This window comes from Streptomyces noursei, from assembly GCF_016917755.1.
GTDB lineage: Bacteria > Actinomycetota > Actinomycetes > Streptomycetales > Streptomycetaceae > Streptomyces > Streptomyces yunnanensis.
Window position 1 is genome coordinate 9,231,906 of the sequence record NZ_CP070326.1, and the last position, 24,668, is coordinate 9,256,573.

Here is a 24,668-nt window from a genome sequence, read left to right on the forward strand (position 1 = left end):
TTCAGTCCTTGCGGCCCACCACCCCGTAGAAGATGGTGTTGTTGAGTTCCACCGGACCGGGGACGGCGCCGTCCGGTCGCCACAGCGGCACCCGCACGACGCCCGGCTCCAGAGGGGTGAACGGCCCGAGGAGAGCGGCGATCTCGTCCTTGGTGCGCAGCGCGAGCGGGGTGGTGGCGCTCTTGTAGACCTCCTCCACGTGCGCCCGGGCCGCCTCGTCGACCCGGCCCTCGGCATAGCCCTCGTACGGTTCGTACGTGCTGTGCGAAAGCACCAGGTGACTGCCGGCCGGCATCGCCGCGCCGAACGCGGCAAGCAGCGCGGCGGGGTTGTCGTCGTCCCCGAGGAAGTCCATCACGCCGCCGACCAGCAGCCCCACCGGCCGATCGAAGTCGATCAGCTCGCGGACCACCGGGTCGTCCAGGACGGCCTTGGGGTCGCGGATGTCGCCGAGTGCGAAGGCGGTGCCCGGGGCGTTGGCGAGCCGGGCCCGGGCGTGGGTGGCGACGATGGGGTCGCTGTCCACATAGACCACCCGGGTCTCGGTGGCGGTCTCCCGGGCCACCTCGTGGGCGTTGGGCGAGGTGGGGATGCCGATGCCGAGGACGAGGAACTGGCGGACGCCGGACGCCACCACCGCGCGCACCGCACGCCGGCGGAAGGCCCCGTTGGCGCGGACGCTGTCGCGCACCTGCGGGTGCAGTTCGATGACCCGGTCGCCGGCGACCCGGTCGACCTCGTAGTTGTCCCAGCCGCCGAGGAAGTAGTCGTACATCCGGGCCGGGTGCGGCCGGCTGGTGTCGATCTCGTCGGCGGCGAAGCCGAGGTGGTCCGGCCCCGGGGGGTACGGACCGATCTCCGGAACGCCGGCGTCCGCCTCGGGAGGGCTGTACTGGTCGCTCATGGCTCCTCCCTCAGTGCGCCGGACACGGCGCCGCGGAGAGCAGGAAGTCGGCGTGGCCGGCCTTCGCGCCCTCGATGAAACTGACCATCTCGCGGTGGGTGTAGATCAGCGCGGGGCCGTCCGGGTCGGTGGACTGGCGCAGCGCGACCCGGCCGTCCCGCAAGCGCATGGCCTCGACGCACTCGCCGCCGTTTCCGCCGCTCCACGGCTTGGACCAGCCGTCGGTGCCCAGTTCATTGGCGGGCATGCCGTTGTAGATACGTATGCGATCCATGGGGGGGTTCAGATCTCCTTGCGAAAGCCACCCAGAATGGCCTCGGTGGTGTGTGCCGGCGCGGCCTGCGCACACATCCGGTCCAGGGCCTCCAGGAACTGCGAGACGTCGTTGCGCTGGTCGAAGTACACGGCTCCGACGAGGCTTTCCGCATACGCGATGTCCGGGAGCTCCGGGATCGGGAAGCGGAAGATGTGGAACGGCCCGTACATGGCGGGGTGCGGGCCCGCAGCGAAGGGCATCACCTGGAGCCGGACGTTCGGCATCGAGGTGGCCTCCATCAGCCGGGTGATCTGGTCGCGCATCACCCTGGGTCCGCCGATGGGCCGCCGCAGCACGGTCTCGTCCATGACGGACCACAGCATCGGGGCGTTCTCACGGGTCAGCAGTGCCTGGCGTTCCATGCGCAGGGCCACGATGCGGTCGATGTCGGCGGGGGCGGCGTGCGGCATGCCGGCGCGCAGCACGGCGGCGGCGTAGTCCTCGGTCTGCAACAGGCCGGGGACGTAGTGCGGTTGGTAGGAGCGGATGAGGTTGGCTTCGCTCTCCAGGCTGACGAAGGCGCTGAACCACTCGGGGAGGATGTCGCGGAAGCGGTGCCACCAGCCGGGGCGGTTGGCCTCGCGGGCCAGCGAGACGAAGCCGTCGATCTCTTTGCGGTCGGTGACGCCGTAGGTCGCCAGCAGCTTCTCGACGTAGGGGATCTTGAGGCCGACCTCGGCCTTCTCCATGCGCCGTATCGTGGCGTGCGTCACGTCCAGCGCGGCGGCGGCGCGCTCGAAGGAGAGCCCCGCCTTCTCCCGCAGATCCTGCAGTCGCTTGCCGAGCACCACCCGCAGGACGGTCGGTGCACCTGCAGACCGTGGGTCCGCCACGTCCCATCCCCTCCAACCAGCTTCAGTGTTCAGCAGTGTGTCATGCCGTCATCAGCTCGAACAGACTGCACTTTCAATTCTGCAAATTACAGACTGATCCTTGCCAACGGTGAGCAACATCGCACATAGTTATGTCGTGGCTTCCTACAAAAACGCTCCGTCGTTAGGGCGATGCGGCGGCTTCCTCGCCCAGAGCCCTCAGGACGCGTTCCACTTGCCGGCGCGGCGCACGTCCGTGCCCGAGGCGCGCAAGCGCGTCAGCGCGCTGCTGCGCGAGTGGGACGCCGCTCAACAGGTCCGCGACGACGTGGAGTTGGTGGTCACCGAGCTGTTCACCAACGCGGTGCGGCACACCGACAGCGAGAAGGTCGGTTGTGAGATCACCCTCGTCGGCGCACACATACGCATAGAGATAACCGACGAGGGCGGCCTCTGCGCCTCAGCACCGCACGCCCGCCCCGGCACCCTCGACCAAGAGGGCGGGCGCGGGCTGCTGCTGGTCTGCGCACTCTCCGAGAGCTGGGGCACCCGCCCCGACGACAGCGGCCGGGGCCAGGTGGTCTGGGCCGACCTGCCGTACCGGACGGCGGCGCACTAGGTCTGTCCGACCCCGACCCGTCGGACAGCCCAAGGCCCCGCGCCGCCGCGAGGCGGGCACGGGGCCTTGGGTGGGGAAATACCTACAGCGGCAGCAGATCGGGGCGCTTGGGCGCGACGTCGTCCCCGGAGGAGACGCCGCGCAGCCGACGGCCGATCCACGGCACCAGGTGCTCGCGCGCCCAGTGGATGTTGTCCCGCCGCGCCTCGGCCGCGGTCCGCTCCGTCTCCGGCGGCCACGGCTGGTCCGGGTCGGCCGGCACCGCGAGCCCCAGCACCTGCGCGGCGCGCAGCGCCACCCGGGTGTGACCGTCGGCGGACAGGTGCAGCCGGTCCTCGCTCCAGGCCCGCCGGTCCTGGACGGACTTCAGCGACCACAGGTCGAGCACCGGGCAGTCATGCCGATCGGCGATGGCCCGCACATGGGCGGTGTACGTGGCGATCTTGCCGCGCAGATGCTTGAGGACCGGGACGCCCCGGGTGTCGAAACCGGTGCACAGCAGCACCGTCGGGACCGTCTCGCGCAGTGCCGCCACGGCCGCCTCGTAACGCTCGGCCACCGCGTCCGGGTCCGAGCCCGGCCGCAGGATGTCGTTGCCGCCGGCGCAGAACGTCACCAGCTCGGGGGCGAGCTGCTGCGCCCGGGGCACCTGCTCCTCGATGATCCGGTCCAAGAGCCGTCCGCGCACGGCAAGGTTCGCATAGCGGAAGTCCCCCTCGTCCCGCTGGTCGGCGAGGAGGACCGCGAGCCGGTCCGCCCAGCCGATGTACGCCCCGTCCGGACCGGGATCTCCGACTCCCTCAGTAAAGCTGTCCCCGACGGCTGCGTACGACCCGATGGCGCTTTCCGCGCTGTTGCTGATGTTCTTCGAATCGTCTGCCACGTCAGGACATACTTCACCTTGAGAAGTGACTTACGCCACCGTAACCAGGGGTTGACGCGAGGTGATTAATGCCACCAAGTCAAATTCTTCTCAAGTTGGAATAATGATCGATCACGAAGTGCTGCCAGGGCGCCACACATGGGGGATGATGCGCGCCGTTGCGCCGGTGTTGCACGGCGCTGCCACCTGATTGCCCATTGCAGCAATGTCGTATCGTCGAAGAAGCCCCCGCCTCGTCGACGAGCAGCGTCGGCGACCGATCCCGAGGAGCGCCCGTGACGCAGCAGACGCCGCAGGTCCCCCAGTCCCCGCCGGAGCTCGCGGAGGTCCGCAACTTCCGTGACGTGGGCGGACTGCCGACCGTGGACGGGCGTCGCATCCGGCACGGGCGGCTCTTCCGCAGCGGCCACCTGGCGCACGCCACCGCAGAAGATGCCGCGTTCCTCGCCGGACTCGGGCTGCACACCATCTTCGACTTCCGCAACGCCGCCGACATCAAGCTGGAGGGACCGGACGTCGCCCTCCCCGGCGTGCAGAACGTCAACATCCCGCTCACCGATCCCGCCGACGGCGCGGAGTTCTGGACGATGGTGCGGGACGGCGAGCTGGAGCACCTGCGGGTCGTGCTCGGCGACGGCAAGGCCGCGGGCCGTATGGCGAACACCTACCGCGAGATCATCACCACCCGCACCGAGGACCACAGCCGGGTGCTGCACGCGCTCGCCGAGGACAGCGTGCCGGCGCTGATGCACTGCGCGGCCGGCAAGGACCGTGCGGGCCTGTCCGTCGCGGTCACCCTGCTCGCGGTGGGTGTGGAGCGGGACGCCATCGTGGCGGACTACCTCAAGTCCAACGAGCCGGCCGGGCGCTACAAGGTCCGCCGCTCGGACAGCTCGGCGGCCGGGATGTCGCCGGAGGTCATGGAGCTGCTGTCGCCGCTGTTCGGCGCGCACCTCGACTACCTCACCGCCGCGTTCGACGCGATCGAGGAGGTCTGGGGCTCGACCGAGTCCTACCTCGCCGACGGGCTGAAGCTCTCGCCGGCCACCCGCGAGCGGCTGCGCGACCAACTGCTGACGGACTGACGCCCTCCGGGGGTGGGTCACGACTCGGTGGCCCACCCGGCCGGGCTGGGTCAGCGGTTGGCGACCGCCTGTTTGACCAGTGTCCGCCCGAAGTCCCACATCAGGCCGCCGCCGCTGTGGGCGTCATCCATGACGGCCGTGAACGCCTCGACGAACCGGTCCACTTCCCGTTCCCCGATGATCAGCGGCGGAATCAGCTTGATGACCTCCAGGTGATCGCCGGAGACCTGGGTGAGGATGCGGTGGCGCTGGAGCAGCGGCACCACGACCATCTGCGCGAACAGCCCCTTGCGGGCGGCCTGCAGCATCGTCCAACGGCTGCGCAGGCCCAGGGACTTGGGGCGGCCGAACTCGATGCCGATCATCAGGCCCCGGCCGCGCACCTCGTGCAGCAGCTCGTACCGGTCGGTCAGCGCGGCCAGTCGGGAGCGCAGCAGATCACCGGTCCGCCGGGCGTTGGCGACGATCCCCTCGTCCTCCATCACCGAGAGCACCGCCAGACCGGCCGCCATCGCCTGGGCGTTGGCGCCGAAACTGGCGGAGTGCACCAGCACCCGGTCCATGGACGAGTAGACCTTCTTGAAGATCCACTCCTTGCCCAGGGTGGCGCCGACCGGGACGTAGCCGCCGGAGAGCGCCTTGGCGACGCAGACCAGGTCCGGTTCCACTCCCTCCTCGTGCTGGTAGGCGAAGAAGTCGCCGGTGCGGCCGAGGCCGGTCTGCACCTCGTCGGCGATCAGCAGGGCCTTGTGGCGGTGCAGCAACTCCTGGGCGGCGCGCAGGAATCCGGGCGGGGCGGCGGTAACACCCTTGCCCTGGACGGGTTCGACGACGAAGCCCGCCACGTCGCCGCGGCCCAGCTCCCGCTCCAGCGCCGCCAGGTCGCCCAGCTCGATGGCGGTGTCGGGCAGGAGCGGGGCGAAGCCGTCGCGGAAGCCGTCCTCGCCGTTGACCGAGAGCGAGCCGGTGGTCAGGCCGTGGAAGGCGTGGGTGCAGTAGAGAATGCGCGGGCGGCCGGTGGCGCAGCGGGCGAACTTCAGGGCGGTCTCGACCGCCTCGGTGCCGCTGTTGCCGAAGAAGACCCGGTCCAGGTGCGGCGCGTGGCGCAGCAGCTTCTCGGCTAGCAGTCCGGGCAGCGGCGGGCAGTCGAAGCGGGTGAGGTCGGCGAGCTGGGCGTCGAGCACGTCGTGCAGGGCCCGGCGGACGACCGGGTGGTGCCGGCCCAGGCCCATCACGCCGAAGCCGGCGAGCATGTCGAGGTAGTCCTGGCCGTCGGCGTCGTAGAAGTAGGCGCCCTCGGCCCGTTCGTAGAACTTGTCGAAGCCGATGGTGTGCAGCATCCGCGGGAGCTGGTGGTTGAGGTGGCGGCTGTGGAGTTCGTAGCGCTCGGCGCCGCGTTCGGCGAGCAGCTCGGTCAGGTCGAATCCGGTCACGAGGTGTTCTCCTTACGGGCGGCGGGCCGGGCCGCCCAAAGCCGGGCCGGCGGCACCGGGACGCCCGGTGCCGCCGGCTCTCCGCTCGTCGCGTCAGCCGCGGTTCCCGGCGATGGTCTCCCTGGCCGCCCGGAGGGACTCCTTCAGGGAGCCCATGGTGGCCAGGACGGCGGTGGGCTCGTAGCCGCAGTGCGCCATGCAGTTGGCGCACCGCGGGTCCTTGCCCCGGCCGTACTTCTCCCAGTCGGTCTCCTCGATCAGCTCGCGGTAGGTCGGGACGTAGCCGTCGCTCATCAGGTAGCAGGGGCGCTGCCAGCCGAAGAGCGAGTAGTTGGGGATCGCCCAGGCCGTGCACGGGAAGTCGGCCTTGCCCTCCAGGAAGTCCAGGAAGAGCGGGCTGTGGTTGAGCCGCCACCGCCGGCGGTTGCCGCCGGCGAACGCCTTCCGGAACAGCTCCCGGGTCTGCTCCACGCCCAGGAAGTGCTCCTGGTCGGGGGCCTTCTCGTAGGCGTAGGCGGGCGAGAGCATCATCTCGTCGACCTTCAGGTCGTCGTTGAGGAAGTTGAGGACCTCGATGATGGTCTGCGGGGTGTCGGTGTTGAAGAAGGTGGAGTTGGTGGTGACCCGGAAGCCGCGCCGCTTGGCCTCCTTGATGGCCGCCACCGCCTCGTCGAAAACGCCCTCCTTCGCGACGGATTCGTCGTGTCGTTCCCGCATTCCGTCGATGTGCACCGCGAAGGCGAAATAGGGCGAGGGCGTGAACTTTTCCATCTTCTTGCGCAGCAGCATCGCGTTGGTGCACAGGAAGACGTACTTCCGGCGGGCCACCAGCTGTCGGACGATCTCGTCGATCTGAGGGTGCATCAAAGGTTCGCCGCCGGCGATGGAAACCATCGGGGCGCCGGATTCCAGCACCGCGCCCACCGCCTGGGCCACCGGCATCCGCTGCTTGAGCACCCCGGCCGGATGCTGGATCTTCCCGCATCCCTCGCACTTGAGATTGCAGGCGAAGAGCGGTTCCAGCTCGACAATCAGCGGAAATTTCTCCCGCTTGCGCAGCACTTTCTGTTCAAACAGATAGGTCCCGACCCGGATGGATTGACGGAGCGGCATGGCCATCTGGCTCACCTCCTGGGGAGCAACAAAGAACGGTGCCATTCAAAGAAAACAGGAAAGACCGAGCGCAGCACCCGGAAGGCAGATATTCCACCGTGTACCGTCCCAATGCGCACGAGTTCATGTTCCGGAGCGTCCACGACCACCCGGACGGCCGCAACCGCGCGGCTGCCGCAGCGCACCGCCGTCCGGAGCGTCGCGGCGGACTCCATGTCCACCGCGATCGCCCCCTCGGCGTGCAGTGCGGCCCGCTCCGCGCCCCGTACGACGTGGTCGGAACCGCGCAGCAGTCCGCGGTGCACCCGCAGGCCGCGGTCCCGCAGGGCACGCACCAGGGGGCCGTTGTCCGGGCAGGGCACGTCGGGGACGCCGGGCCGGTGGTCCCGGGTCGCCTCGGCGACGATCACGTCGCCGGGCCGCATCCCGGGAACCAGCCCGGCGCAGAAACCGCTGGCCACGACGGCCGAGCCGGCGGTGGCCGAGCCCGCACCCAGCGCGGCGGCGACGGCGCGCTCCGCGGCCTGGGGACCCATGCCGGTGCGGAGGGTGACCGCGGGGGAACCCGTCGCCCCGTGGCCACCGCCCCGCAGCGCGAACCGTTCGATGCCGAGCGCACAGGCGACCAGCAGCGGCGGATCCGCGTCCGGCGGGGGCCGTCTCGGCATCAGTCCCCCACCGATGCCCCGGCGGTTCCGCCGGCGGCCGGTCCGCCGTGGACGTAGCGGCCGAGGGCGGTCAGGGGGAAGACCTGGCGGTAGAGGTGGTAGTTGATGGAGAAGTCCCACGGGAAGCCGGTGCCGGTGAAGTACGGCTCGTCCCAGGAGCCGTCCGGCAGTTGGGTCTCCACCAGCCAGCGCACCCCGCGGCGCACCGCCTCGCCGTCCCGCTCGCCGGCCGCGAGCAGCGCCATCAGCGCCCAGGCGGTCTGCGAGGCGGTGGAGGCGCCGCGCCCGGCCCAGCGCTCCTTGTCGCGGTACGAGCGCTGGTCCTCGCCCCAGCCGCCGTCGTCGTTCTGCACCCGCTCCAGCCAGCTGACGGCCCGTCGGACGGCGGGGTGCGAGGCGGGGATCCCGGCGGCGGCCAGGGCCGGCAGCACCGACCCGGTGCCGTAGACGTAGTTGGTGCCCCAGCGCCCGAACCACGCGCCGCCTGGCTCCTGTTCGGCCAGCAGCCAGGCGAGGCCGCGGCGGGTCCGCGGGTCGTGCGCCCGGCCGACCTCGGCGAGCATCTCGACGACATGGGCGGTGACGTCGGCCGAGGGCGGGTCGATGACCTCGCCGAAGTCGCAGAACGGCAGCCGGTTGGGAAACGGGCTGGTGTTGTCGGCGTCGAACGCGCCCCAGGCGCCGTTCTTCGACTGCATCCCGACGTTCCACCGCACCGCGCGGTCGATGGCGGCCTCGACCCGCTCCGGGTCGGGGTGCCGGACCCGGCGCAGCGCCAGGACCACCTCGGCGGTGTCGTCGATGTCCGGGTAGTTGTCGTTGTGGAACTCGAAAGCCCAGCCCCCGGAGGGGAGTTCGGGGCGTCGCACGGACCAGTCGCCGGGCCGGTCGATCTGCTCGCCGAGCATCCAGTCGGCGGCCCGGACCAGCTGCGGGTGGTCGGCGGGCACCCCGGCGTCGGCCAGCGCGATGGTGGCCAGGCAGGTGTCCCAGACCGGGGACTGGCACGCCTCGATCATCCGGGTGGGGGCACTCCCCCTGGCTTCGCCGGGGGGACCCCCACCCGGGCTGTCGGGCCCAGGGGGACCGTCCTCGCGCCACACGGCGAACCGGTCCAGGGATTCCAGGCCGGCCCGCAGCACCGGGTGGTCGAGGTCGTAGCCGAGCAGGTGCAGGGCGATGACGGAGTAGACGGCGGGGGGCTGGATGCCGCCCCAACAGCCGTCGTTCTCCTGCCGTTCGACGATCCAGCGGGCGGCCGAGCGCATCGCGGCGGCACGCGGCCGGCGCAGGGCGACCTTGTGGTAGAGGTGCAGCGCCTTGTCCAGGCGCTGGAAGAGGCCGTCCCAGCTCACGGCCGGGGCCAACGGCCGCGGCGGGTTGGGGTTGCGGGGGTCTGCGTGCAGCTCGTCGAGGGCGAACGGCGCCGGGCGGACCGGGCGCTTGGCCGAGACGACGGTCAGCGGGACGATGGTCTGCCGGGCCCAGCAGCCGAAGGCGTAGATGCTGAGCGGGAACCACTTCGGGAAGTAGATCAGCTCCGGGGGGAGTTCGGGCAGGTCGTCCCACTTCCACCAGCCGAAGAGGGCCAGCCAGATCCGGGTGAAGACCCGGGAGGCGGCGATGCCGCCGTGCTCGCGGATCCAGCCGGAGGCGGCGGCCATGTGCGGGGCGTCCGGCTCGTCGCCGGCCAGCCGCAGTGCCACGTACGCCTCGATGGTGGCGGAGAGTTCGCCGGGGCCGCCGTGGAAGGTGGCCCAGGTGCCGTCCTCGCACTGCTCGCCGCGGATGTAACGGGCGGCGGCCTCGGTGATCTCGGGGTCCTGGATGCCCAGGAACTGACGGAGCAGCAGGTCCTCGGCGTCCATCGTGACGTTGGTCTCGAGGTCGCCCTTCCACCAGCCGGCGGGGTCCTGGAGGGAGAGCAGGTAGTCGGTGGCGCGGGTGGTCGCTTCCCGCGCGGCATCCGCCGTGTCCTGGAGCACGGCGGTGCCCGGTCTGCCGTCCGGGCCGGCCTGTGCGGTCTCGGCGGCGGCATCGGTGGCCGAGGAGCTCCGGGGCGGGAGCGCCCCGGTGCTGCCGTCGGTCGTCGCTGTCATGGCTTCCCCTTCTGCAGTGAACTGTCAATGCGTGCTCAGGGATTCCGTCGGCCGGCACCGAAACGGCGCCGGCCGGCGACTGCGATCTAGTTCGTGTTGATGGTCATCATCTCTCTCGTACGACGACGAAGTCCGCGAGCGCAACCAGCTGCGCGCGGACCCGTTCCGGCATGTCGATCTCGTCCAGGGCGGCGATCGCGGTGGCGTGCTGCCGGCGGGCCTCCTCGGAGGTCCACTCGCGGCCGCCGGCCTCCTCGATCAACGCCGCGCGGGAGGCGAATTCTTCCTCGGTGAAGTCGGCGATCTCGGTCTCGCTCTTCTTGGCGTCGGCGGCCAGGATCTCGGCGAGCCGCTCGGAGGCGGGTCCACCGGCGGCGAGCGCGGCCACGACCGGCAGCGACTTCTTGCGCTGCCGCAGGTCGCTCCAGGTCTGCTTGCCGGTGGCCTCCGGGTCGCCCCAGATGCCCAGCAGGTCGTCCACGGCCTGGAAGGCGAGGCCGAGGTGGTAGCCGTACTTCTCCAGGATGTCGGCGGTGTGGTCGTCGGCGCCGCCGAGGACCGCACCGATGGAGACCGCGCAGGCGAGCAGGGCGCCGGTCTTGTTGCCCTCCATCTCCAGGCACTCCTCGACGGTGACCCGCTCGCGGTGCTCGTAGGAGATGTCCTGGGCCTGACCGTCGATCAGCTTGCGGGTGGCCAGGGTCAGTCGGCGGGTGGCGCGGCCGGCGTCGACCGTGCCGAGCTCCAGCAGTATTTCGTTGGCCAGCGCGAACAGCGCGTCGCCGACCAGGATGGCCTGGGCGGGGCCGTGCACCTTCCACACGGTGTCGCGGTGCCGGCGCTGTTCGTCGCCGTCCATCAGGTCGTCGTGCAGCAGCGAGAAGTTGTGCACCAGCTCGACGGCGACCGCACCGGGCACGCCGACCGCGGGGGCGGCGCCGGCGACCTCGGCGGACAGCAGGGCGAGCGCGGGCCGCACCGCCTTGCCGCCGTCACCGGCGCTGGGCTTGCCGTCCGCGTCGATCCACCCGAAGTGGTAGGCGGCGACGGTGTCCATGGGAGGGGCGAGCCTGGCCACGGCGGCACGCAGCACGGGAGTGGCGAGTGTCCGCCCGCGCTCCAGCAGCGCGGTGACGCTCGCGGTGTCGATAGCCGGGGAAGCCACGGTTTCTCCTCTGTTTCCGATGCTTGTGCTCGTGCGAGCGCCCGTATGCGCGGTCATGCCGCCTCCTGAGGCAACTGGCCCTGGGGGACGCCGAGTTCGGTGAGTGCTGCACGGGCGGCGGCGGTGCCGCTGCGGACGGCGCTCTCCATGGTCGCGGGCCACCCGGTGGCGGTCCACGCACCGGCCAGGAACAGGCCGGGGACTTGGGTGCGGGCGGCCGGGCGGAGCCGGCCGACGCCCGGTGCGGGTGCGAAGGTCGCGGTGCGCTCGCGGGTGACGAAGAAATCGAGGATCCGGGCGCCCCGGGCGGCCGGCAGCAGCCGTTCCAACTCGGGGAGGTAGCGGGCGCGGAGTTTGGCGACCGGCTGGTCGATCTCCTCCTGCGCGGCCGACTGCGAGAGGGCCAGGTACTGGCTGCGTGCGTGGCCGGCCGTACGGGACAGCCCGGAGGCGCCGGTGCGGTCGAAGACCCACTGGACCGGGGTGCCGACCGCCGCGAAGAACGGGCGGCGCACCACCCTGCGGTCGTAGATGACGTGGACGTTGAGGATCGGCGCGGTGCCGATGTCCAGCAGTCGGTCCTTGGTGGGCAGTGCGCCCTCGGGCAGCAGGGCGTGCGCCTCGCGCTGCGGTACGGCCAGGACGACGGTGTCCGCGGTGAGCGTCTCCCGGCCGTGCGGGCCGTTCTCCACCGCGACCTGCCAGCCGGCGCCGTCGCGGGTGACGGCGGCGGCCCGGGTGCGCAGGGCGATCCGGACGCCGGCCTTGCGCAGCGCGTCGGCGGCGCGGGTGTCGTGCACGTCGCCGAGCGGCACCCGGGCCCAGCCGATGTCGGCGGCGCCGGGAGCGGAGAGCAGCCCGGTCTTGAAGACCTTGGCGGCCAGCCCCAGCGAGGCGTCGCCGGCGGAGGCGTTGAGGGTGGCGATGCCGACCAGGTCCCACAGCGCTTCGACGGCGCGCGGGGTCTGCCCGTGGCGGCGCAGCCAGCTGCCGAAGTCGACGGCGTCCAGCGCGGGGTCGGCCGGGTCCAGGCGGCCGAGGGCGAGGGTGGCGCGGACCACGCCGGCGCGCTCGACGGGTGAGAGGTGCGGGTAGAGCGCCAGGCTCTTCGCCAGGTGGAGCGGGACCGGCAGGGCGGTGCGCCGCAGCCGGCCGAGCCGCATCCGGCCCCCCGCACCGGCCGGATCGAGGACCGGTACGTCCATCCGGTCCTGGAGGGGCGCCAGGCGTTCCGCGCCGAGCCGTTCGAGGTGGTCGCCGTAGGCGGTGCAGCAGCGCAGATAGACGTGCTGGCCGTTGTCGACGGTCAACGGGCCGACGGCGGAGTCGCGGCGGAAGGAGAAGACCAGGCCGCCGAGCCGCGGCCGGCCCTCGACCAGCGTGACCCGCAGTCCCGCGTCGGCCAGGGCCAGCGCGGCCGTGGTGCCCGCGAGTCCGCCCCCGATGACCAGCGCGGCCGCCCCTTCGGGACGGCCGGAGGGACGGGCGGAGTCGTGCCCGGGCAGCGTGGTTCCTGCTGTCATGTGATCTCCCCCCTTACGCCTGTCATGGACGCCTCCGTCCGACGAAGGGTTGCCCGCCGCACCGACGCCGGACCGTGATCGGTGTACGCGGTCCGACGGCTCATCCACGCCTCCTGCTCACGGCCTGCCGGCGGCCGATCGCCCGGGCGTCGAGCCCGGAGAGCCCGCGCACCGCGACGAACGCCTTCTCCCGGCCGGGCAGCGAGACCCGGCCGCGGAGCACCGCCTCGGGGTCGTCGGCGATCCGGGACAGCAGCCGGTGGTAGATACCGGCCATCGCCGCCACGCACGCGCCGCTGCGCCGGTCGAGCATGGGCAACAGTCGGAAGCCCTCGGCGAACAGCGCGCGGGCCCGCCGGACCTCGAACTGCACCAGGCCCGTGAAGTCCGCACCGGGCGGCGGCACCGGGCCGTGAAACCCCGCCGAGCAGCCGAACTTGGCGAGATCCTCGGCGGGAAGGTACGTCCGCCCGTTGCCCGCGTCCTCGCGAACGTCCCTGAGGATATTGGTCAGTTGCAGTGCGAGCCCCAGCGTATCGGCGTACTCCGGGGCGCGTTCGGCGTCGAATGCGCCGGGTACGGTGCCGAACACACCGAGTGAGAGCCGGCCGATCGCCCCGGCGACGCAGCGGCAGTAGACCTTGAGCTCGTCCCAGGTCTCGTAGGTCTCGCCGCGGACGTCCGCCAGCACCCCGTCGATCAGCTCGTCGAGCGCGCCGAGCGGGACGGGGAAGCGCCGGGCGGCGTCGGCGAGCGCCACGGCCACCGGGTCGGTGTCGTCCTCGGCGACCCGGCCGTCCTTGATCCGGGCGAGCAGGGCGCGGGTGTCCTCCAGGCGCCGACCCTTGGCGTCGGGGGGCAGGGCGCCGTCGCCGATGTCGTCCACCCGGCGGGAGAAGGCGTACAGCGCCGACATGGCCTGCCGCTTGTCGGCCGGCAGCAGCCGGATCCCATATGCGAAATTGCGCGCCTGCTGCCCGGTGACCGTTTCGCAGTAGCGGTACGCAGCGAGCACCGGCGCGGACATCTGTGCGGTTGCCTCCACGGTCCGACTCACCCCTCTCGTCGCAGTGTCGCCCCTACCTCGCGCAGCAGGCTGAGCTTGGTCGGTTTGGGTGGTCCAGGGAGTACGTCGTGATCGGCGGCCGCGACCGCCTGGAGCGCGGCGCGCCCACCGGCGACGAAGCCGGCCAGCAACAGCTTGAGCCTGCCGTGCACGCTGCCCACCAGGGGCGCGCCCTCGTCCAGCAGCTCACCGGCGCGTTCCGCCTCGAAGGCGATCAGTGCGCGCACCGAGGCGCCCCCGGTCGGCGCGGCCAGGTCGGCCTCGGTGACGCCGAATCGTTTCATGTCCTCGGCGGGCAGGTAGATCCGGTCCCGGCCGAGGTCCTCGGCCACGTCCTGGATGTGCTCGACGAGCTGCAGCGCGGTACAGATGGCGTCGGAGAGCCGGATGCGCTCGGGGCTGGAGGTGCCGGTGACGCCGAGGACGAGCCGGCCGACGGGGTTGGCGGACAGCTCGCAGTAGGCGGCGAGGTCGCCGTAGGTGCCGTAGCGGCTGATCCGCTGGTCCTGGCGGTTGGCCTCGATGAGGCCGAGGAAGGGCTCGGGGGTGAGCGCGCAGCGGCGGACGGTCGGGCCGAGCCGGCGCATGAGTGGGTGCTTGGGGCCGGGCGCACGGTCGCTGAAGACCCGGTGCAGGTCCGCTTCCAGGGCGTCGAGCAGCGCCGGGCGGTCGTCGTACTGGACGCGGTCCAGCCCCAGAAGGACGGCGTCGCCGCCACCGGGCGCCAGGTCGCCGTCGCCGATGTCGTCGACGAGGCGGGCGAAGCCGTAGAGGGCCATCAGGTCGGCGCGCCAGGCGCGGGGCAGGAAGAACGGGGCGACCGGGAAATTCTCGTGCGCGGCCTGATCGAGCACGGTGCGCGTGTGGTCCTTCCCACCACCCACCGCCACCCTCCGGGGGAAGGCGCGACGCGCCTGCTCGTCTCGTCGGCTCACCGGGGGCTTCCCGGCACGTTGTGGAGCCGGAGCGAACCAGTAGCCATTGCCGTCACGTCTCCCGTTCTACACCGCCGGACAAAACATCCCATTTCGGACACGCCGCAGCGTGCGGGCACCTCCCGCCCGAGCGTAGTCGAGAGAGGAAGGCGCACCCCGAACGAGCTTCCGCCGCTCGCTCGGGTGAAGATTGCCCGACTTGCACCACTTGTGCCGTTTCAGTACCCGTACAGCTTACGCCGTACATCGCACGCACATCCGGGCAGGCTCGGAAGCCTCGGGCAACGTTCTGGTCAACGTCGCGCGCGGGCCAACTGTTCCCGAGCCCCGGCGAGTTGACCATTCCTTCACCATCGAAGGCCCCCGCGAACCGGACTCGCGAGGGCCTCCTGCGAAGGATGGGCTATTTGCCCGTCTCCTTCTCGTACGCCTTGATGACCTCGTCCGTCGGGCCGTCCATCAGCAGCTCGCCCCGCTCCAGCCACAGCACACGGTCGCAGGTGTCCCGGATCGAGTTGTTGTTGTGGCTGACCAGGAAGACCGTACCCGCTTCCTTGCGCAGCTCGCGGATGCGGGCCTCGGAGCGCTTCTGGAAGGCCCGGTCACCGGTGGCCAGCGCCTCGTCGATCAGCAGCACGTCGTGGTCCTTGGCCGCCGCGATCGAGAACCGCAGTCGGGCCGCCATACCGGACGAATAGGTGCGCATCGGCAGCGAGATGAAGTCGCCCTTCTCGTTGATGCCGGAGAAGTCGACGATGTCGTCGTAGCGGGCGCGGACCTGCTCGCGGGACATGCCCATCGCCAGACCGCCCAGGATGACGTTCTTCTCGCCGGTGAGGTCGTTCATCAGCGCCGCGTTCACGCCCAGCAGCGAGGGCTGGCCGTGGGTGTAGACCTTGCCGCGCTCGGCGGGCAGCAGTCCGGCGACGGCCTTGAGGAGGGTCGACTTGCCGGAGCCGTTCGAACCGATCAGGCCGATCGACTCGCCGCGGTAGGCGGTGAAGGAGACGCCCTTGACCGCGTGCACCTCGCGCATACCCACCGACGGCCGGCGCCGGATGATGCGGCTCAGTGCCGCGGTCGCGCTGCCCTTGCCCGCACCGGTGCCGTAGACCCGGTAGACGATGTGCAGCTCGTCCGCGATCACGGTCGGGATCCGCTCCTGCGTCGCCGTCGTCGACGGGACGCCGTCCATCTGCTCAGCCACGTCCGTACCGCTCCTCAGCCTTCCAGAAGTACACAAAGCCCGCGACGCCGGCCAGCACCGCCCAGCCGAGCGCGAACGCCCACACGTGCGGCGGGAGCTGGCTCGCCTTGAAGCTGTCGATCAGCGCGAACCGGATCAGGTCGATGTAGACCGCGGCGGGGTTGGAGTAGAGCAGCACCTCGACCCAGTGCGGGACGTGCTTGCCCTTGAGGATCACGCTGATGCTGAACATCACGCCGGACGCGTACATCCACGTCCGCATGATGAAGGGCATCAGCTGCGCCAGGTCCGGCGTCTTGCTGCCGAGCCGGGCCATGACCATCGCCAGGCCGGTGTTGAACACGAACTGCAGCAGCAGCGCGGGCAGCACCAGCAGCCAGGACCAGGTGGGCACCTGGCCGAAGGCCAGCAGGATGACCACCAGCACACCCATGGAGAACAGCAGTTGCTGGAGCTGCATGAGGCAGAACGAGATCGGCAGGCAGGCCCGCGGGAAGTGCAGCGCACGCACCAGGCCGAGGTTGCCGGAGATCGCCCGCGTACCGGCCATCACCGAGCTCTGGGTGAAGGTGAAGATGAAGACACCGGTCACCAGGAACGGGACGTAGTCCGGGACGCCCTTCCGCGTGCCGATCAGCAGGCCGAAGATGAGGTAGTAGACGAGCGCGTTCAGCAGCGGCGTCGCCACCTGCCAGACCTGACCCAGCTTTGCCTGGCTGAACTGCGCGGTCAGCTTGGCGCTGGCGAAGGCGGAGATGAAATGCCGGCGGGCCCACAGCTGCCGGATGTACTCCGCAAGGCCGGGCCGGGCACCGCTCTGCGCCAGGTCGTACTTCTGGGCCCGCTGGAGGGGGGTGAGTCCTTCGTCGGCGGATGGCGGGGCACTCATGGCGACCGCACTGTCGTGCGTAGTCTCGCTCACAGTTGACACTTTCGTCCTCAAGGTGCGCTACCGGGGACGCCCCGGTTTGCGCCTGATGCTCTCAGATACGAGCTTGTCAGATGATGGGAGGGCGGCCCAGCCGGGTCAGTCGCCAAACGGTAGCCCACTTCATGGGACGCCTGGGACCGCACGGAGTGGACCAGCCCTCCTTGAAGCCGCCCAGCCAGGCCCGGAGCCCCGGCAGCGACGGCCGGCGAGCGAGGGTGAGCAGGAACCAGACGCCGAGATAGGCGGGAACCAGCGGGGCGGGGAGATTCCGGCGGGCCAGCCAGACCCGGTTGCGGGCCACCATCCGGTGGTAGACCGCGTGCCGGGCCGGGGCCGTGGTGGGGTGGTGCAGGACCATGTCCGCCCGGTAGTCGACCAGCCAGCCGGCGTTCAGCGCCCGCCAGGCCAGGTCGGTCTCCTCATGGGCGTAGAAGAATTCGTCGGGCAGGCCGCCGACCTCGGCGAACACCGTGGTGCGGACCGCGTTGGCGCCACCGAGGAAGGTGGTCACCCGCGAGGAGCGCAGCGGGTCGGAGGCGCGCAGCCGCGGCACGTGCCGGCGCTGGGTCGCCCCGGTGTCCGGGTCGGCGATCCGGAAGCTGATGATGCCCAGCTCGCGGTCCGCGGCGAACGCCTCCCGGCACAGCTCGGCGGTGTCCGCGTGCGGCAGCAGCCCGTCGTCGTCGAGGAACAGCAGCGCATCGACGTCGAAGCCGTCCCGGCCGTCGGTACGGAACGCCTCGATGCCGACGTTGCGGCCGGCCGGGATGCCGACGTTCTCCGGCAGCTCGACGGTCCGCACGGTCAGTCCGGGGACGGCCAGCTCGGGCAGCGGTGCGCCGTTGCCGACCACCACCACCTCGATCGGCTCGCCGTCCTGCTTGGCGACGGATTCCAGCAGCGCGCGCAGCTCCTCGGGGCGGTTGCCCATGGTCAGGACAACCGCACCGAGCCGCATTCCGGGCGCCCCGGTCACTTGAGCCTGCTGGAGGCGAGGATGGACACGAGGTGCAGCAGGGTCTGCAGGAGCGCGATGCCGGCCAGCACCGCGACGCCGAGCCGGGAGAAGAACAGGTCGCCGCGCACCGCGTCCACGATCGCCAGGACCAGGATCAGCAGGGACGCCTCGATCCCGAGGACCAGCCGGTGGAACTTCAGCGCCGCGGCGGCCTTGCGGGCCAGCGCCAGGCCGGACGAGCGCGGCTCGGACGCCGCCTCCTTGACCGGCGGCAGACCGCCCTGGTGGCGGGCGACGCCGACGAGGTCGGTCTCGGCCTTGATCAGGATCGCGCCGACGGCGGCCAGCGTCCCGAGGAAAGCCCAGAGCCAGTCGATCCGCCCGGGGCCCCACAGGTCCGCGGCGCGCAGGCCGAAGCCGACCAGCACCGCGGCGTCGCAGAGGTAGGCGCCGACCCGGTCGAGGTAGACGCCGCCGAGCGAGAACTGCTTCTTCCAGCGCGCGACCTCGCCGTCGATGCAGTCGAAGAGGAGGTAGAGCTGGACCATGACCACGCCGAGCACGGCGCCCCAGATGCCGGGCACCAGCAGCGCCGGGGCCGCGAGCACGCCGAAGACGGTCATCACGTAGGTCAGCTGGTTGGGCGTGACCCGGGTGTTGACCAGGTACCGGTCGCAGCGCAGCGAGATTTCCCGCATGTAGAGGCGGCCGCCCCAGTGCTCCCCGCTGCGCCGGTCCTTCACGCCCTCGGGGTGAACGACCGGGCGGAGTTCAGCTACTGATGGTTTCGGCATAGTCGGCGTATGCGTCCCTGATCTGATCGGTGGACAGGTCCAGGTGCTCCAGGATCGTGTAGCGGCCTGGACGGGTCTTCGGGGCGAACTCGACGGCCTGCACGAACTCCTCGTCGGTGAAGCCCATGTCGCCCGGGGTGACCGGCAGGCCGTGGCGCTGGAGCACCTCGACCATCAGCGCGGAGGTCGCGCGGTCCCCGCGCAGGTGGGTGGCGAAGGCGGCGGCGAGGCCGCACTGCTCGCCGTGGCTCGCCGCCCGCTTGGGGAAGAGGATGTCGAAGGCGTGGTTGATCTCGTGGCAGGCGCCGGAGGCCGGGCGGCTGTCGCCGGCCACCGACATCGAGATGCCGGTGAGCACCAGGCCCTCGGCCAGTACCTGCAGGAAGTTGTCGTCGCCGACGCCCCCGGGGTGGCGCAGCACGGCCTCGCCGGCCTGCCGGGCCATGGCCGCGGCCAGCCCGTCGATGGCCTCGCCGGTCTCGCGGTGCGACAGCTCCCAGTCCGCGACCGCGGAGATGTTGGAGATCGCGTCGCCGATGCCGGAGCGGACGAAGCGGACCGGTGCCTCGCGGATGACGTCGAGGTCGATCACCACGGCGATCGGGTTGGGCACGCCGTACGAGCCGCGGCCCGCGTCGTTGTCGAGGGTGGCGACCGGCGAGCACAGCCCGTCGTGCGACAGGTTGGTCGCGACCGCCACCAGCGGCAGGCCGATGCGCGCCGCGGCGAACTTCGCACAGTCGATGATCTTGCCGCCGCCCAGGCCCACGACGGCGTCGTAGTGCCCCTTCTTCATGGCGTCGGCGAGCTTGATCGCGTCGTCCAGGGTGCCGCCGCCGACCTCGTACCACTCGGCGCCGGGCAGGGCGGGGGCCAGCCGCCGGCGCAGCCGGGCCCCCGAGCCGCCGCTGATCGCGATGGCGAGCTTGCCGGAAGCCGAGATGCGCTGGTCGGCCAGCAGACCCGCCAGGTCGTCCAGGGCGCCGGCGCTGATGTCGACGACGACCGGGGACGGGATGAGGCGGGTCAGTACTGGCATGCGATGTCACGGCCCTTCGCGAGGTCGTCGTGGTTGTCGATCTCGACCCACTTGACGTCGCCGATCGGCGCCACGTCGACCTTGAAGCCGCGGTTGACCAGTTCCTGGTAGCCGTCCTCGTAGTAGAGGTCGGGGTCCCGCTCGAAGGTGGTCTTCAGGGCGTCGGCCAGCTCGGCGGCGGCCTCGCCCTCGATGAGGGTGACGCCGATGTACTCGCCGGTCGCGGTGGCCGGGTCCATCAGCTTGGTGATCTTCTGGACACCCTTGGCGGGGTCCGCGACGACCTTCATCTCCTCGTCGGCGAGCTGCTTGACGGCGTCCAGCGCGAGGATGATCTTCTGGCCGTTGCCGCGGGCGGCGAGCAGCGTCTGCTCGACGGAGACCGGGTGCACGGTGTCGCCGTTGGCGAGGATCACCGAGTCGTGGGCCGCGATCACGTCACGGGCGCACCACAGGGAGTAGGCGTTGTTCCACTCCTCGGCCTTGTCGTTGTCGATCAGCGTGATCTTGAGGCCGTACTTCTGCTCCAGGGCCTCCCGGCGCTCGTACACGGCCTCCTTGCGGTAGCCGACGATGATCGCGACCTCGGTCAGGCCGATCTCGGCGAAGTTGCCGAGGGTCAGGTCGAGGATCGTGGTCTCCCCGTCGACCGGCACCAGAGCCTTGGGCAGGGTGTCGGTGTAGGGGCGCAGACGCCGTCCGGCGCCGGCAGCCAGCACGAGGCCGATCATGCGGGTTCTCCTTCATCGTGTACGGCGGGTGCGCCGTGCTTGTGTGCGGCCACCCAGAAGCGGATGCTCTCGGCGAGCACCAGCAGCGCCAGGACCACAGCGAGTGCCGTGAGCGCGATCGTGAAACCTGTGGCGGGCAGCAGGGCGGCCAGGAAGATGACCACGAGGATCCGTCCTTCGTGCCCGCCGGTCGCCCGGACCAGCCACCGCGGTGGGGCCCCGGTGCCACCGCGGATGCGGTAGACCGTGTCGTAGTGATGGTAGGCGACCGCCGCGATCAGCCCGAACGCCGCGGGAAGTGCCCCGTGGGCGTCCACACGGGCGGCCAGCACCAGGACCGTGAGGTATTCGCCGGCCCGGAAGAAGGGCGGGACGAGCCAGTCCAGGGCGCCCTTGAGCGGGCGGGACAGGGCCGCGGCGGCCAGCAGCGCGGAGCAGAACGCGACGCCGACGGTGAGCCAGGAGGCGGGGTCGGGCTGGGAGATCAACCACACCAGCAGCATCGCGGACGAGAGAAAGGCCATAACGGGCGCCAGGAGGGAACCGGACCGGCTCCGGCCCCGGCCGCCGCCGGTCAGCAGCTCGACCAGCGGGCCGTAGTCGGCGAGGTCCGCGAGGGCGCGGGCGGCCCGGTCGGTGCGCCGGGCGCGGCGGGCCCGGGAGCGCAGCACCCGGCCGGCCGTGGTGTAGCAGGCGGCCAGCGCGCAGCCGACGAGCAGGGCGTAGAAGACGATGCGCGGGGTGGTGAGCGCGGTCAGCACGGCGATCATGGCCCAGCGTTCGCCGATGGGCAGCACGATCATCCGGCGCACCCAGACGGTCCAGCCGACCTGGTCGAGCCGGTCGGACAGCGCCACGGCGGGGCCGGCGCTCCCGGCGCCGCCCTCGAATTCGCTGCCTTCGTTGAAGGCGAAGTCGACGACGTGCCGGCAGGTCTGGAGGATCATCGCGCCGAGCGCCAGCGCCCACACGTCGTCGCCGCCCCGGGCGGCCCCGAGGGCGAGCCCCGCGTAGTACGCGTATTCCTTGGCGCGGTCGAAGGTGGCGTCCAGCCAGGCGCCCAGCGTCGAGTACTGCAGCGAGTAGCGGGCGAGCTGCCCGTCGGTGCAGTCCAGGACGAAGGAGAGCAGCAGCAGCACGCCGGCGGCGACGAAGCCGCCGCGGCTGCCGGTGGCCGCGCAGCCCGCCGCGATCAGCGCGGTGAGCAGGGAGGCGGTGGTGACCTGGTTGGGGGTCAGGCCGCGGCGCGCGCACCAGCGGGCGAGGTAGCGCGAGTACGGGCTGATGAAGAAGGTGGTGAAGAAGCCGTCGCGGGACTTGACCGCGGTGCGCAGCCGGACCGCCTCGTCGTCGACGGCCGCGACGGCCTCGCGGGCCTCCGACCGCTGGTCGGGGGTGAGCGCGAGGGTGCCGACCAGGCTGCCGAGCTCGACGCGGTGCAGTCCGACGTCCGCGCGGTCGAGCGCGTCGGTGAGGGTGTCGGTCAGCACGTCGGTGAGGTGGGCGGTGCCGGCGCCGACCGGGATGCGGCCGGCCGCGCGGTCCAGCGCGGCGCGGGCCCCGGCCTGCACGGTGAGCACGCCGGGCACCGCCGCGGCCGGGAAGCGGGGGTCGGTCAGGGCGAGCCGCAGGGCGTGCAGGTGGCCGACGAAGCGCGGGTCCACCAGGGCCACCCGCTGCTGGGCGGGCACCTCGGCGAGCAGCTCGGTGACGCCGCCGGGGTCACTGGCCGTGCGGACGTCGAAGCCCAGTGTGCGCAGGTCGGCTTCGAGCGACGACCCGGCGACCGGCGGACCGGTGAGGATGGCGGTCGACAGACGAACTCACTCCTTGGATGCTGACGAGCAGCGCCGGTCGGTCCGCATTCAGCACGAACTACCCGGGCGGCGGGCGTGGCACACCTGGCCCTCGGGGGCCGGGAGGCACGTCGGCAGAGGCTATCCGATCGCGGAATGCGGCCGTTCACCACGTATTCACCACTCGATCGGGTGAGCGACGGCTGCGCCTGCCGCGATCATCATGGTGGATCGGGGCGCGCCGGAACAACTGGCCGCCGGGCCGGGTGCCGGTTATGCGGGGGCTGGTCACGGTTGCCGGTGAGCTGCTGTGGCGAGGGCCATGCCGGTCGCCGGCGCGGATCCCGCCCGCCGCCGGCGACCGGTGCGGGACGGGGCGCGCGGGCGGTCCGTCCGGTGCCGGGGCACGCGGCGCCGCGCGCTGACCGGCAGTGCTCTGCCACTGATGGGGGCGCTGGTACGGCAGACTTGACACCGACGACCGACGACAAGGATGCGCATGCCGATCACACCTGCCAACGGACAGACCGCCGGAGCCTCCGCGGTGGGCGCGCCGGAGGACGCCGCCGAGCCGATCATGCTGGAGCTGGTCGACGAGGACGGCACGACGATCGGCACCGCGGAGAAGCTCGCGGCGCACCAGGCCCCCGGGCAGTTGCACCGGGCGTTCTCGGTCTTCCTCTTCGACGAGAAGGGGCGGCTGCTGCTCCAGCGCCGGGCGCTGTCGAAGTACCACTCCCCCGGTGTGTGGTCCAACACCTGCTGCGGTCACCCGTACCCGGGCGAGACGCCGTTCGCGGCGGCGTCCCGGCGGACCGCGGAGGAGCTCGGGGTCGCCCCCGCACTGCTGGCCGAGGCAGGGACGGTGCGCTACAACCATCCCGACCCGGACTCCGGGCTGGTGGAGCAGGAGTACAACCACCTGTTCGTGGGGCTGCTGCGGACCGAGCCGGCGCCGGAGCCCGCCGAGATCGCCGAGGTCGCGTTCGTCACGCCGGAGGAGCTGGCCGAGCGGCATGCCCGGCTGCCGTTCTCCGCGTGGTTCATGACCGTGCTGGACGCGGCACGTCCGGCGGTCCGCGAGCTCACCGGGAAGTCGGCGGGCTGGTAGCGAGCGGGGCCAGGGGCAGCTCGGCCCAGATGGCCTTGCCGCCGCCCGCGGTGTGCGCCACGTCGCACTTGCCGCCCACCTCCGCGGTGAGCGCCTTGACCAGCCACAGCCCTCGGCCGCCGACGTCGCCTTCGTCCGCCTCCAGCGCCTTGGGGCGGTAGGGGTGGTCGTCCTCGACGGCGACCCGTAGCCAGTTGGCGCCGAGGGTGAGCTGGACGGCGATCTGGGGGGAGAGCAACGCGGCGTGCCGGACGGCGTTGGTGACCAGCTCGGAGACGATCAGCAGCAGCGTGTCCAGGATGGCGTCGGCGACGGGCACGTGCTGTTCGGCGAGCAGATCCCGGACCGCGTGGCGTGCCTGGGGCACCGACGACTCCAGTGCCGGGGCGGTGAACCGCCAGACACCTTCGTACGCGAGCGGGGAGGTCAGCTCCTCGGGGGGTTCTGCAGAAGGTCCGGAAGGCATCCTCACACGACGAGTGTTGAGAATGTGCTGGTCCGGACCGGCCTCCTGAACACAAGTCAGCGCCTATCGACGCCTTTTGGTCGATTCTGACGTGATTGATCTGCCTCGCGACGCGTCTCGTCACCTTTCCGTCGCTTTTCTTTGGTGGCGCCCCGGACCGGACGCCGGATCTCCGCCGATACCGCCGCGGCCGGGGTATGGATCAAGCCACTCTTCCCTCCTCCACCATGCCGACCACGCGCCGGCCGCCGATTCCCATGGCGAGCAGGCCCAGCCCGTCGAAGAGCAGTGCCAGGGAGAAGAAGCAGCCGATGACGTAGAGGCTGCTGTGCGGCCAGCTGGCGAGGACCAGGGCGCCCAGCAGGATGCCGAGCGCCCCCTGGAGCAGCGTCCAGCCGAACTGCGGCCCGCGCACCACCACGGCGCCGGCCAGCCGGAACAGCCCGCCGGTCAGGAAGAGCAGGGCCGCGAACATGGTCAGTGCGGCGGCGGTGGCCTCGGGCAGGCGGAGCACCACCACCCCGGCCGCGATGTTCAGCGCCGCGACGATCACCGCGAGCCAGAAGAAGTTCGAGCCCCGGGACTGGATGGCGTGCACCAGCCCCACCACGCCGCCGATCAGCAGCAGCCAGCCGAAGAGCAGCATCGTGGTGAGGGTGGCCACGGCGACGTAGATCAGCCCGACGATCCCGGCCAGGACGAGGACGGCCCCCAGGACCGCGAGCAGCCCGAAGCTCCGCCCCAAACGGGCCGCCGTCGGACTGCGCCGGGAAGACTTGGACTTGCCGGCCATCACCGCCTCCTCGATCGGGGACCGTTTTTCCCGGTATACCGCGTATGGGGAGAGGTGGCAGGGCGAGCGGGGAGCGCTGGTGGGCACATACGACAGCAGGTCCGGTGCCTGGGCACCGGACCTGCTGTTCTTCTGAGTAGCGGGGACAGGATTTGAACCTGCGACCTCTGGGTTATGAGCCCAGCGAGCTACCGAGCTGCTCCACCCCGCGTCGGCTCGGA

General features: G+C 71.3%; 24 protein-coding genes and 1 tRNA gene. 3 read left to right on the forward strand and 22 right to left on the reverse strand.

Annotation, left to right across the window (positions count from 1 at the left end; translation table 11 throughout):
• Position 1: 1 nt before the first annotated feature.
• From JNO44_RS40170 to JNO44_RS40180, 3 genes are read right to left on the reverse strand one after another with little or no spacing between them, the layout of a single operon-like run.
• Positions 2–904: an SAM-dependent methyltransferase gene (locus tag JNO44_RS40170; protein WP_205368894.1), complete on the reverse strand. Its 903-nt coding sequence runs from the start codon at positions 902–904 to the stop codon at positions 2–4.
• 10 nt (positions 905–914) lie between these two features.
• Positions 915–1,178 carry a DUF397 domain-containing protein gene (locus JNO44_RS40175; protein ID WP_039630776.1) on the reverse strand — a complete coding sequence of 88 codons (264 nt, stop codon included), beginning with the start codon at positions 1,176–1,178 and terminating at the stop codon, positions 915–917.
• Between the two features lie 8 nt (positions 1,179–1,186).
• On the reverse strand, positions 1,187–2,053 hold the full coding sequence (locus JNO44_RS40180) for a helix-turn-helix domain-containing protein (RefSeq protein ID WP_205368895.1): 867 nt from the start codon (positions 2,051–2,053) through the stop codon (positions 1,187–1,189).
• Positions 2,054–2,189: 136 nt separating this feature from the next.
• On the opposite strand from JNO44_RS40180, the gene JNO44_RS40185 reads away from it, so the two are divergent.
• A complete protein-coding gene (locus tag JNO44_RS40185; RefSeq protein WP_235094991.1) occupies positions 2,190–2,651 on the forward strand; it encodes an ATP-binding protein in 462 nt (153 codons plus the stop codon).
• Between the two features lie 82 nt (positions 2,652–2,733).
• On the opposite strand, the gene JNO44_RS40190 is transcribed toward JNO44_RS40185, so the two are convergent.
• Positions 2,734–3,534, reverse strand: a complete 801-nt coding sequence (locus JNO44_RS40190) for an SGNH/GDSL hydrolase family protein (RefSeq protein WP_205368896.1) — start codon at positions 3,532–3,534, stop codon at positions 2,734–2,736.
• 275 nt (positions 3,535–3,809) lie between these two features.
• On the opposite strand from JNO44_RS40190, the gene JNO44_RS40195 reads away from it, so the two are divergent.
• Positions 3,810–4,619 (forward strand): tyrosine-protein phosphatase, encoded by an 810-nt coding sequence (locus tag JNO44_RS40195; RefSeq protein WP_205368897.1) that lies wholly within the window; start codon positions 3,810–3,812, stop codon positions 4,617–4,619.
• Between the two features lie 50 nt (positions 4,620–4,669).
• On the opposite strand, the gene JNO44_RS40200 is transcribed toward JNO44_RS40195, so the two are convergent.
• The 15 genes from JNO44_RS40200 to JNO44_RS40270 all read right to left on the reverse strand — a co-directional run bounded on the left by JNO44_RS40200 (position 4,670) and on the right by JNO44_RS40270 (position 22,098).
• A complete protein-coding gene (locus JNO44_RS40200; protein WP_205368898.1) occupies positions 4,670–6,052 on the reverse strand; it encodes an aspartate aminotransferase family protein in 1,383 nt (460 codons plus the stop codon).
• 93 nt (positions 6,053–6,145) lie between these two features.
• Positions 6,146–7,171: an adenosyl-hopene transferase HpnH gene (hpnH, locus tag JNO44_RS40205; protein ID WP_205368899.1), complete on the reverse strand. Its 1,026-nt coding sequence runs from the start codon at positions 7,169–7,171 to the stop codon at positions 6,146–6,148.
• Between the two features lie 5 nt (positions 7,172–7,176).
• Positions 7,177–7,833: a phosphorylase family protein gene (locus JNO44_RS40210; RefSeq protein ID WP_205368900.1), complete on the reverse strand. Its 657-nt coding sequence runs from the start codon at positions 7,831–7,833 to the stop codon at positions 7,177–7,179.
• Positions 7,833–9,932, reverse strand: a complete 2,100-nt coding sequence (shc, locus tag JNO44_RS40215; protein WP_205368901.1) for a squalene--hopene cyclase — start codon at positions 9,930–9,932, stop codon at positions 7,833–7,835. The genes JNO44_RS40210 and shc overlap by 1 nt, the downstream gene beginning before the upstream one ends.
• Positions 9,933–10,038: 106 nt before the next feature.
• Positions 10,039–11,154 carry a polyprenyl synthetase family protein gene (locus JNO44_RS40220; RefSeq protein ID WP_073448570.1) on the reverse strand — a complete coding sequence of 372 codons (1,116 nt, stop codon included), beginning with the start codon at positions 11,152–11,154 and terminating at the stop codon, positions 10,039–10,041.
• Complete coding sequence (hpnE, locus tag JNO44_RS40225; protein WP_205368902.1) at positions 11,151–12,620, reverse strand: hydroxysqualene dehydroxylase HpnE; 1,470 nt, start codon at positions 12,618–12,620, stop codon at positions 11,151–11,153. Before hpnE ends, JNO44_RS40220 begins: the two co-directional genes overlap by 4 nt.
• A 100-nt stretch (positions 12,621–12,720) precedes the next feature.
• On the reverse strand, positions 12,721–13,647 hold the full coding sequence (hpnD, locus tag JNO44_RS40230; RefSeq protein ID WP_420882774.1) for a presqualene diphosphate synthase HpnD: 927 nt from the start codon (positions 13,645–13,647) through the stop codon (positions 12,721–12,723).
• Between the two features lie 26 nt (positions 13,648–13,673).
• The gene (hpnC, locus tag JNO44_RS40235; protein ID WP_205371366.1) at positions 13,674–14,540 is read right to left on the reverse strand and encodes a squalene synthase HpnC; all 867 of its coding nucleotides are present in this window, start codon (positions 14,538–14,540) and stop codon (positions 13,674–13,676) included.
• 484 nt (positions 14,541–15,024) lie between these two features.
• On the reverse strand, positions 15,025–15,816 hold the full coding sequence (locus tag JNO44_RS40240) for an ABC transporter ATP-binding protein (RefSeq protein WP_205371368.1): 792 nt from the start codon (positions 15,814–15,816) through the stop codon (positions 15,025–15,027).
• 4 nt (positions 15,817–15,820) lie between these two features.
• Positions 15,821–16,750 carry an ABC transporter permease gene (locus JNO44_RS40245; protein WP_205368903.1) on the reverse strand — a complete coding sequence of 310 codons (930 nt, stop codon included), beginning with the start codon at positions 16,748–16,750 and terminating at the stop codon, positions 15,821–15,823.
• 76 nt (positions 16,751–16,826) lie between these two features.
• Positions 16,827–17,717, reverse strand: coding sequence for a glycosyltransferase family 2 protein (locus JNO44_RS40250; protein WP_039630803.1), 891 nt, complete (start codon positions 17,715–17,717; stop codon positions 16,827–16,829).
• 14 nt (positions 17,718–17,731) lie between these two features.
• The gene (locus tag JNO44_RS40255; protein ID WP_073448613.1) at positions 17,732–18,511 is read right to left on the reverse strand and encodes a CDP-alcohol phosphatidyltransferase family protein; all 780 of its coding nucleotides are present in this window, start codon (positions 18,509–18,511) and stop codon (positions 17,732–17,734) included.
• Positions 18,489–19,550: an iron-containing alcohol dehydrogenase family protein gene (locus JNO44_RS40260; RefSeq protein ID WP_039630807.1), complete on the reverse strand. Its 1,062-nt coding sequence runs from the start codon at positions 19,548–19,550 to the stop codon at positions 18,489–18,491. The genes JNO44_RS40255 and JNO44_RS40260 overlap by 23 nt, the downstream gene beginning before the upstream one ends.
• On the reverse strand, positions 19,538–20,281 hold the full coding sequence (locus JNO44_RS40265; RefSeq protein WP_102925479.1) for a phosphocholine cytidylyltransferase family protein: 744 nt from the start codon (positions 20,279–20,281) through the stop codon (positions 19,538–19,540). Before JNO44_RS40265 ends, JNO44_RS40260 begins: the two co-directional genes overlap by 13 nt.
• Complete coding sequence (locus tag JNO44_RS40270; protein WP_205371370.1) at positions 20,278–22,098, reverse strand: DUF5941 domain-containing protein; 1,821 nt, start codon at positions 22,096–22,098, stop codon at positions 20,278–20,280. The genes JNO44_RS40265 and JNO44_RS40270 overlap by 4 nt, the downstream gene beginning before the upstream one ends.
• 478 nt (positions 22,099–22,576) lie before the next feature.
• Here JNO44_RS40270 and idi point away from each other — a divergent pair, with 478 nt between their 5' ends.
• Positions 22,577–23,188: an isopentenyl-diphosphate Delta-isomerase gene (gene idi / locus JNO44_RS40275; protein WP_205368904.1), complete on the forward strand. Its 612-nt coding sequence runs from the start codon at positions 22,577–22,579 to the stop codon at positions 23,186–23,188.
• Here the strand turns inward: idi and JNO44_RS40280 are convergent.
• The 3 genes from JNO44_RS40280 to JNO44_RS40290 form a co-directional block, all read right to left on the reverse strand.
• Positions 23,163–23,654, reverse strand: coding sequence for an ATP-binding protein (locus JNO44_RS40280; protein WP_205371372.1), 492 nt, complete (start codon positions 23,652–23,654; stop codon positions 23,163–23,165). The genes idi and JNO44_RS40280 overlap by 26 nt on opposite strands.
• A 202-nt stretch (positions 23,655–23,856) precedes the next feature.
• Positions 23,857–24,447 (reverse strand): HdeD family acid-resistance protein, encoded by a 591-nt coding sequence (locus JNO44_RS40285; protein WP_205368905.1) that lies wholly within the window; start codon positions 24,445–24,447, stop codon positions 23,857–23,859.
• A gap of 137 nt (positions 24,448–24,584) precedes the next feature.
• Positions 24,585–24,658 (reverse strand) — tRNA-Met (locus JNO44_RS40290).
• Between the last annotated feature and the right edge of the window lie 10 nt (positions 24,659–24,668).

What these genes read in the sequence shown, in the direction of transcription:
- JNO44_RS40170 (WP_205368894.1), bottom strand. Translation starts at nt 904, where the DNA reads ATGAGCGACCAGTACAGCCCTCCCGAGGCGGACGCCGGCGTTCCGGAG.
- JNO44_RS40175 (WP_039630776.1), bottom strand. Translation starts at nt 1,178, where the DNA reads ATGGATCGCATACGTATCTACAACGGCATGCCCGCCAATGAACTGGGC.
- hpnH (WP_205368899.1), bottom strand. Translation starts at nt 7,171, where the DNA reads ATGGCCATGCCGCTCCGTCAATCCATCCGGGTCGGGACCTATCTGTTT.
- JNO44_RS40210 (WP_205368900.1), bottom strand. Translation starts at nt 7,833, where the DNA reads ATGCCGAGACGGCCCCCGCCGGACGCGGATCCGCCGCTGCTGGTCGCC.
- shc (WP_205368901.1), bottom strand. Translation starts at nt 9,932, where the DNA reads ATGACAGCGACGACCGACGGCAGCACCGGGGCGCTCCCGCCCCGGAGC.
- JNO44_RS40220 (WP_073448570.1), bottom strand. Translation starts at nt 11,154, where the DNA reads ATGACCGCGCATACGGGCGCTCGCACGAGCACAAGCATCGGAAACAGA.
- hpnE (WP_205368902.1), bottom strand. Translation starts at nt 12,620, where the DNA reads ATGACAGCAGGAACCACGCTGCCCGGGCACGACTCCGCCCGTCCCTCC.
- hpnD (WP_420882774.1), bottom strand. Translation starts at nt 13,647, where the DNA reads ATGTCCGCGCCGGTGCTCGCTGCGTACCGCTACTGCGAAACGGTCACC.
- JNO44_RS40240 (WP_205371368.1), bottom strand. Translation starts at nt 15,816, where the DNA reads ATGGACGGCGTCCCGTCGACGACGGCGACGCAGGAGCGGATCCCGACC.
- JNO44_RS40250 (WP_039630803.1), bottom strand. Translation starts at nt 17,717, where the DNA reads ATGCGGCTCGGTGCGGTTGTCCTGACCATGGGCAACCGCCCCGAGGAG.
- JNO44_RS40255 (WP_073448613.1), bottom strand. Translation starts at nt 18,511, where the DNA reads ATGCCGAAACCATCAGTAGCTGAACTCCGCCCGGTCGTTCACCCCGAG.
- JNO44_RS40260 (WP_039630807.1), bottom strand. Translation starts at nt 19,550, where the DNA reads ATGCCAGTACTGACCCGCCTCATCCCGTCCCCGGTCGTCGTCGACATC.
- JNO44_RS40265 (WP_102925479.1), bottom strand. Translation starts at nt 20,281, where the DNA reads ATGATCGGCCTCGTGCTGGCTGCCGGCGCCGGACGGCGTCTGCGCCCC.
- idi (WP_205368904.1), top strand. Translation starts at nt 22,577, where the DNA reads ATGCCGATCACACCTGCCAACGGACAGACCGCCGGAGCCTCCGCGGTG.
- JNO44_RS40280 (WP_205371372.1), bottom strand. Translation starts at nt 23,654, where the DNA reads ATGCCTTCCGGACCTTCTGCAGAACCCCCCGAGGAGCTGACCTCCCCG.
- JNO44_RS40285 (WP_205368905.1), bottom strand. Translation starts at nt 24,447, where the DNA reads ATGGCCGGCAAGTCCAAGTCTTCCCGGCGCAGTCCGACGGCGGCCCGT.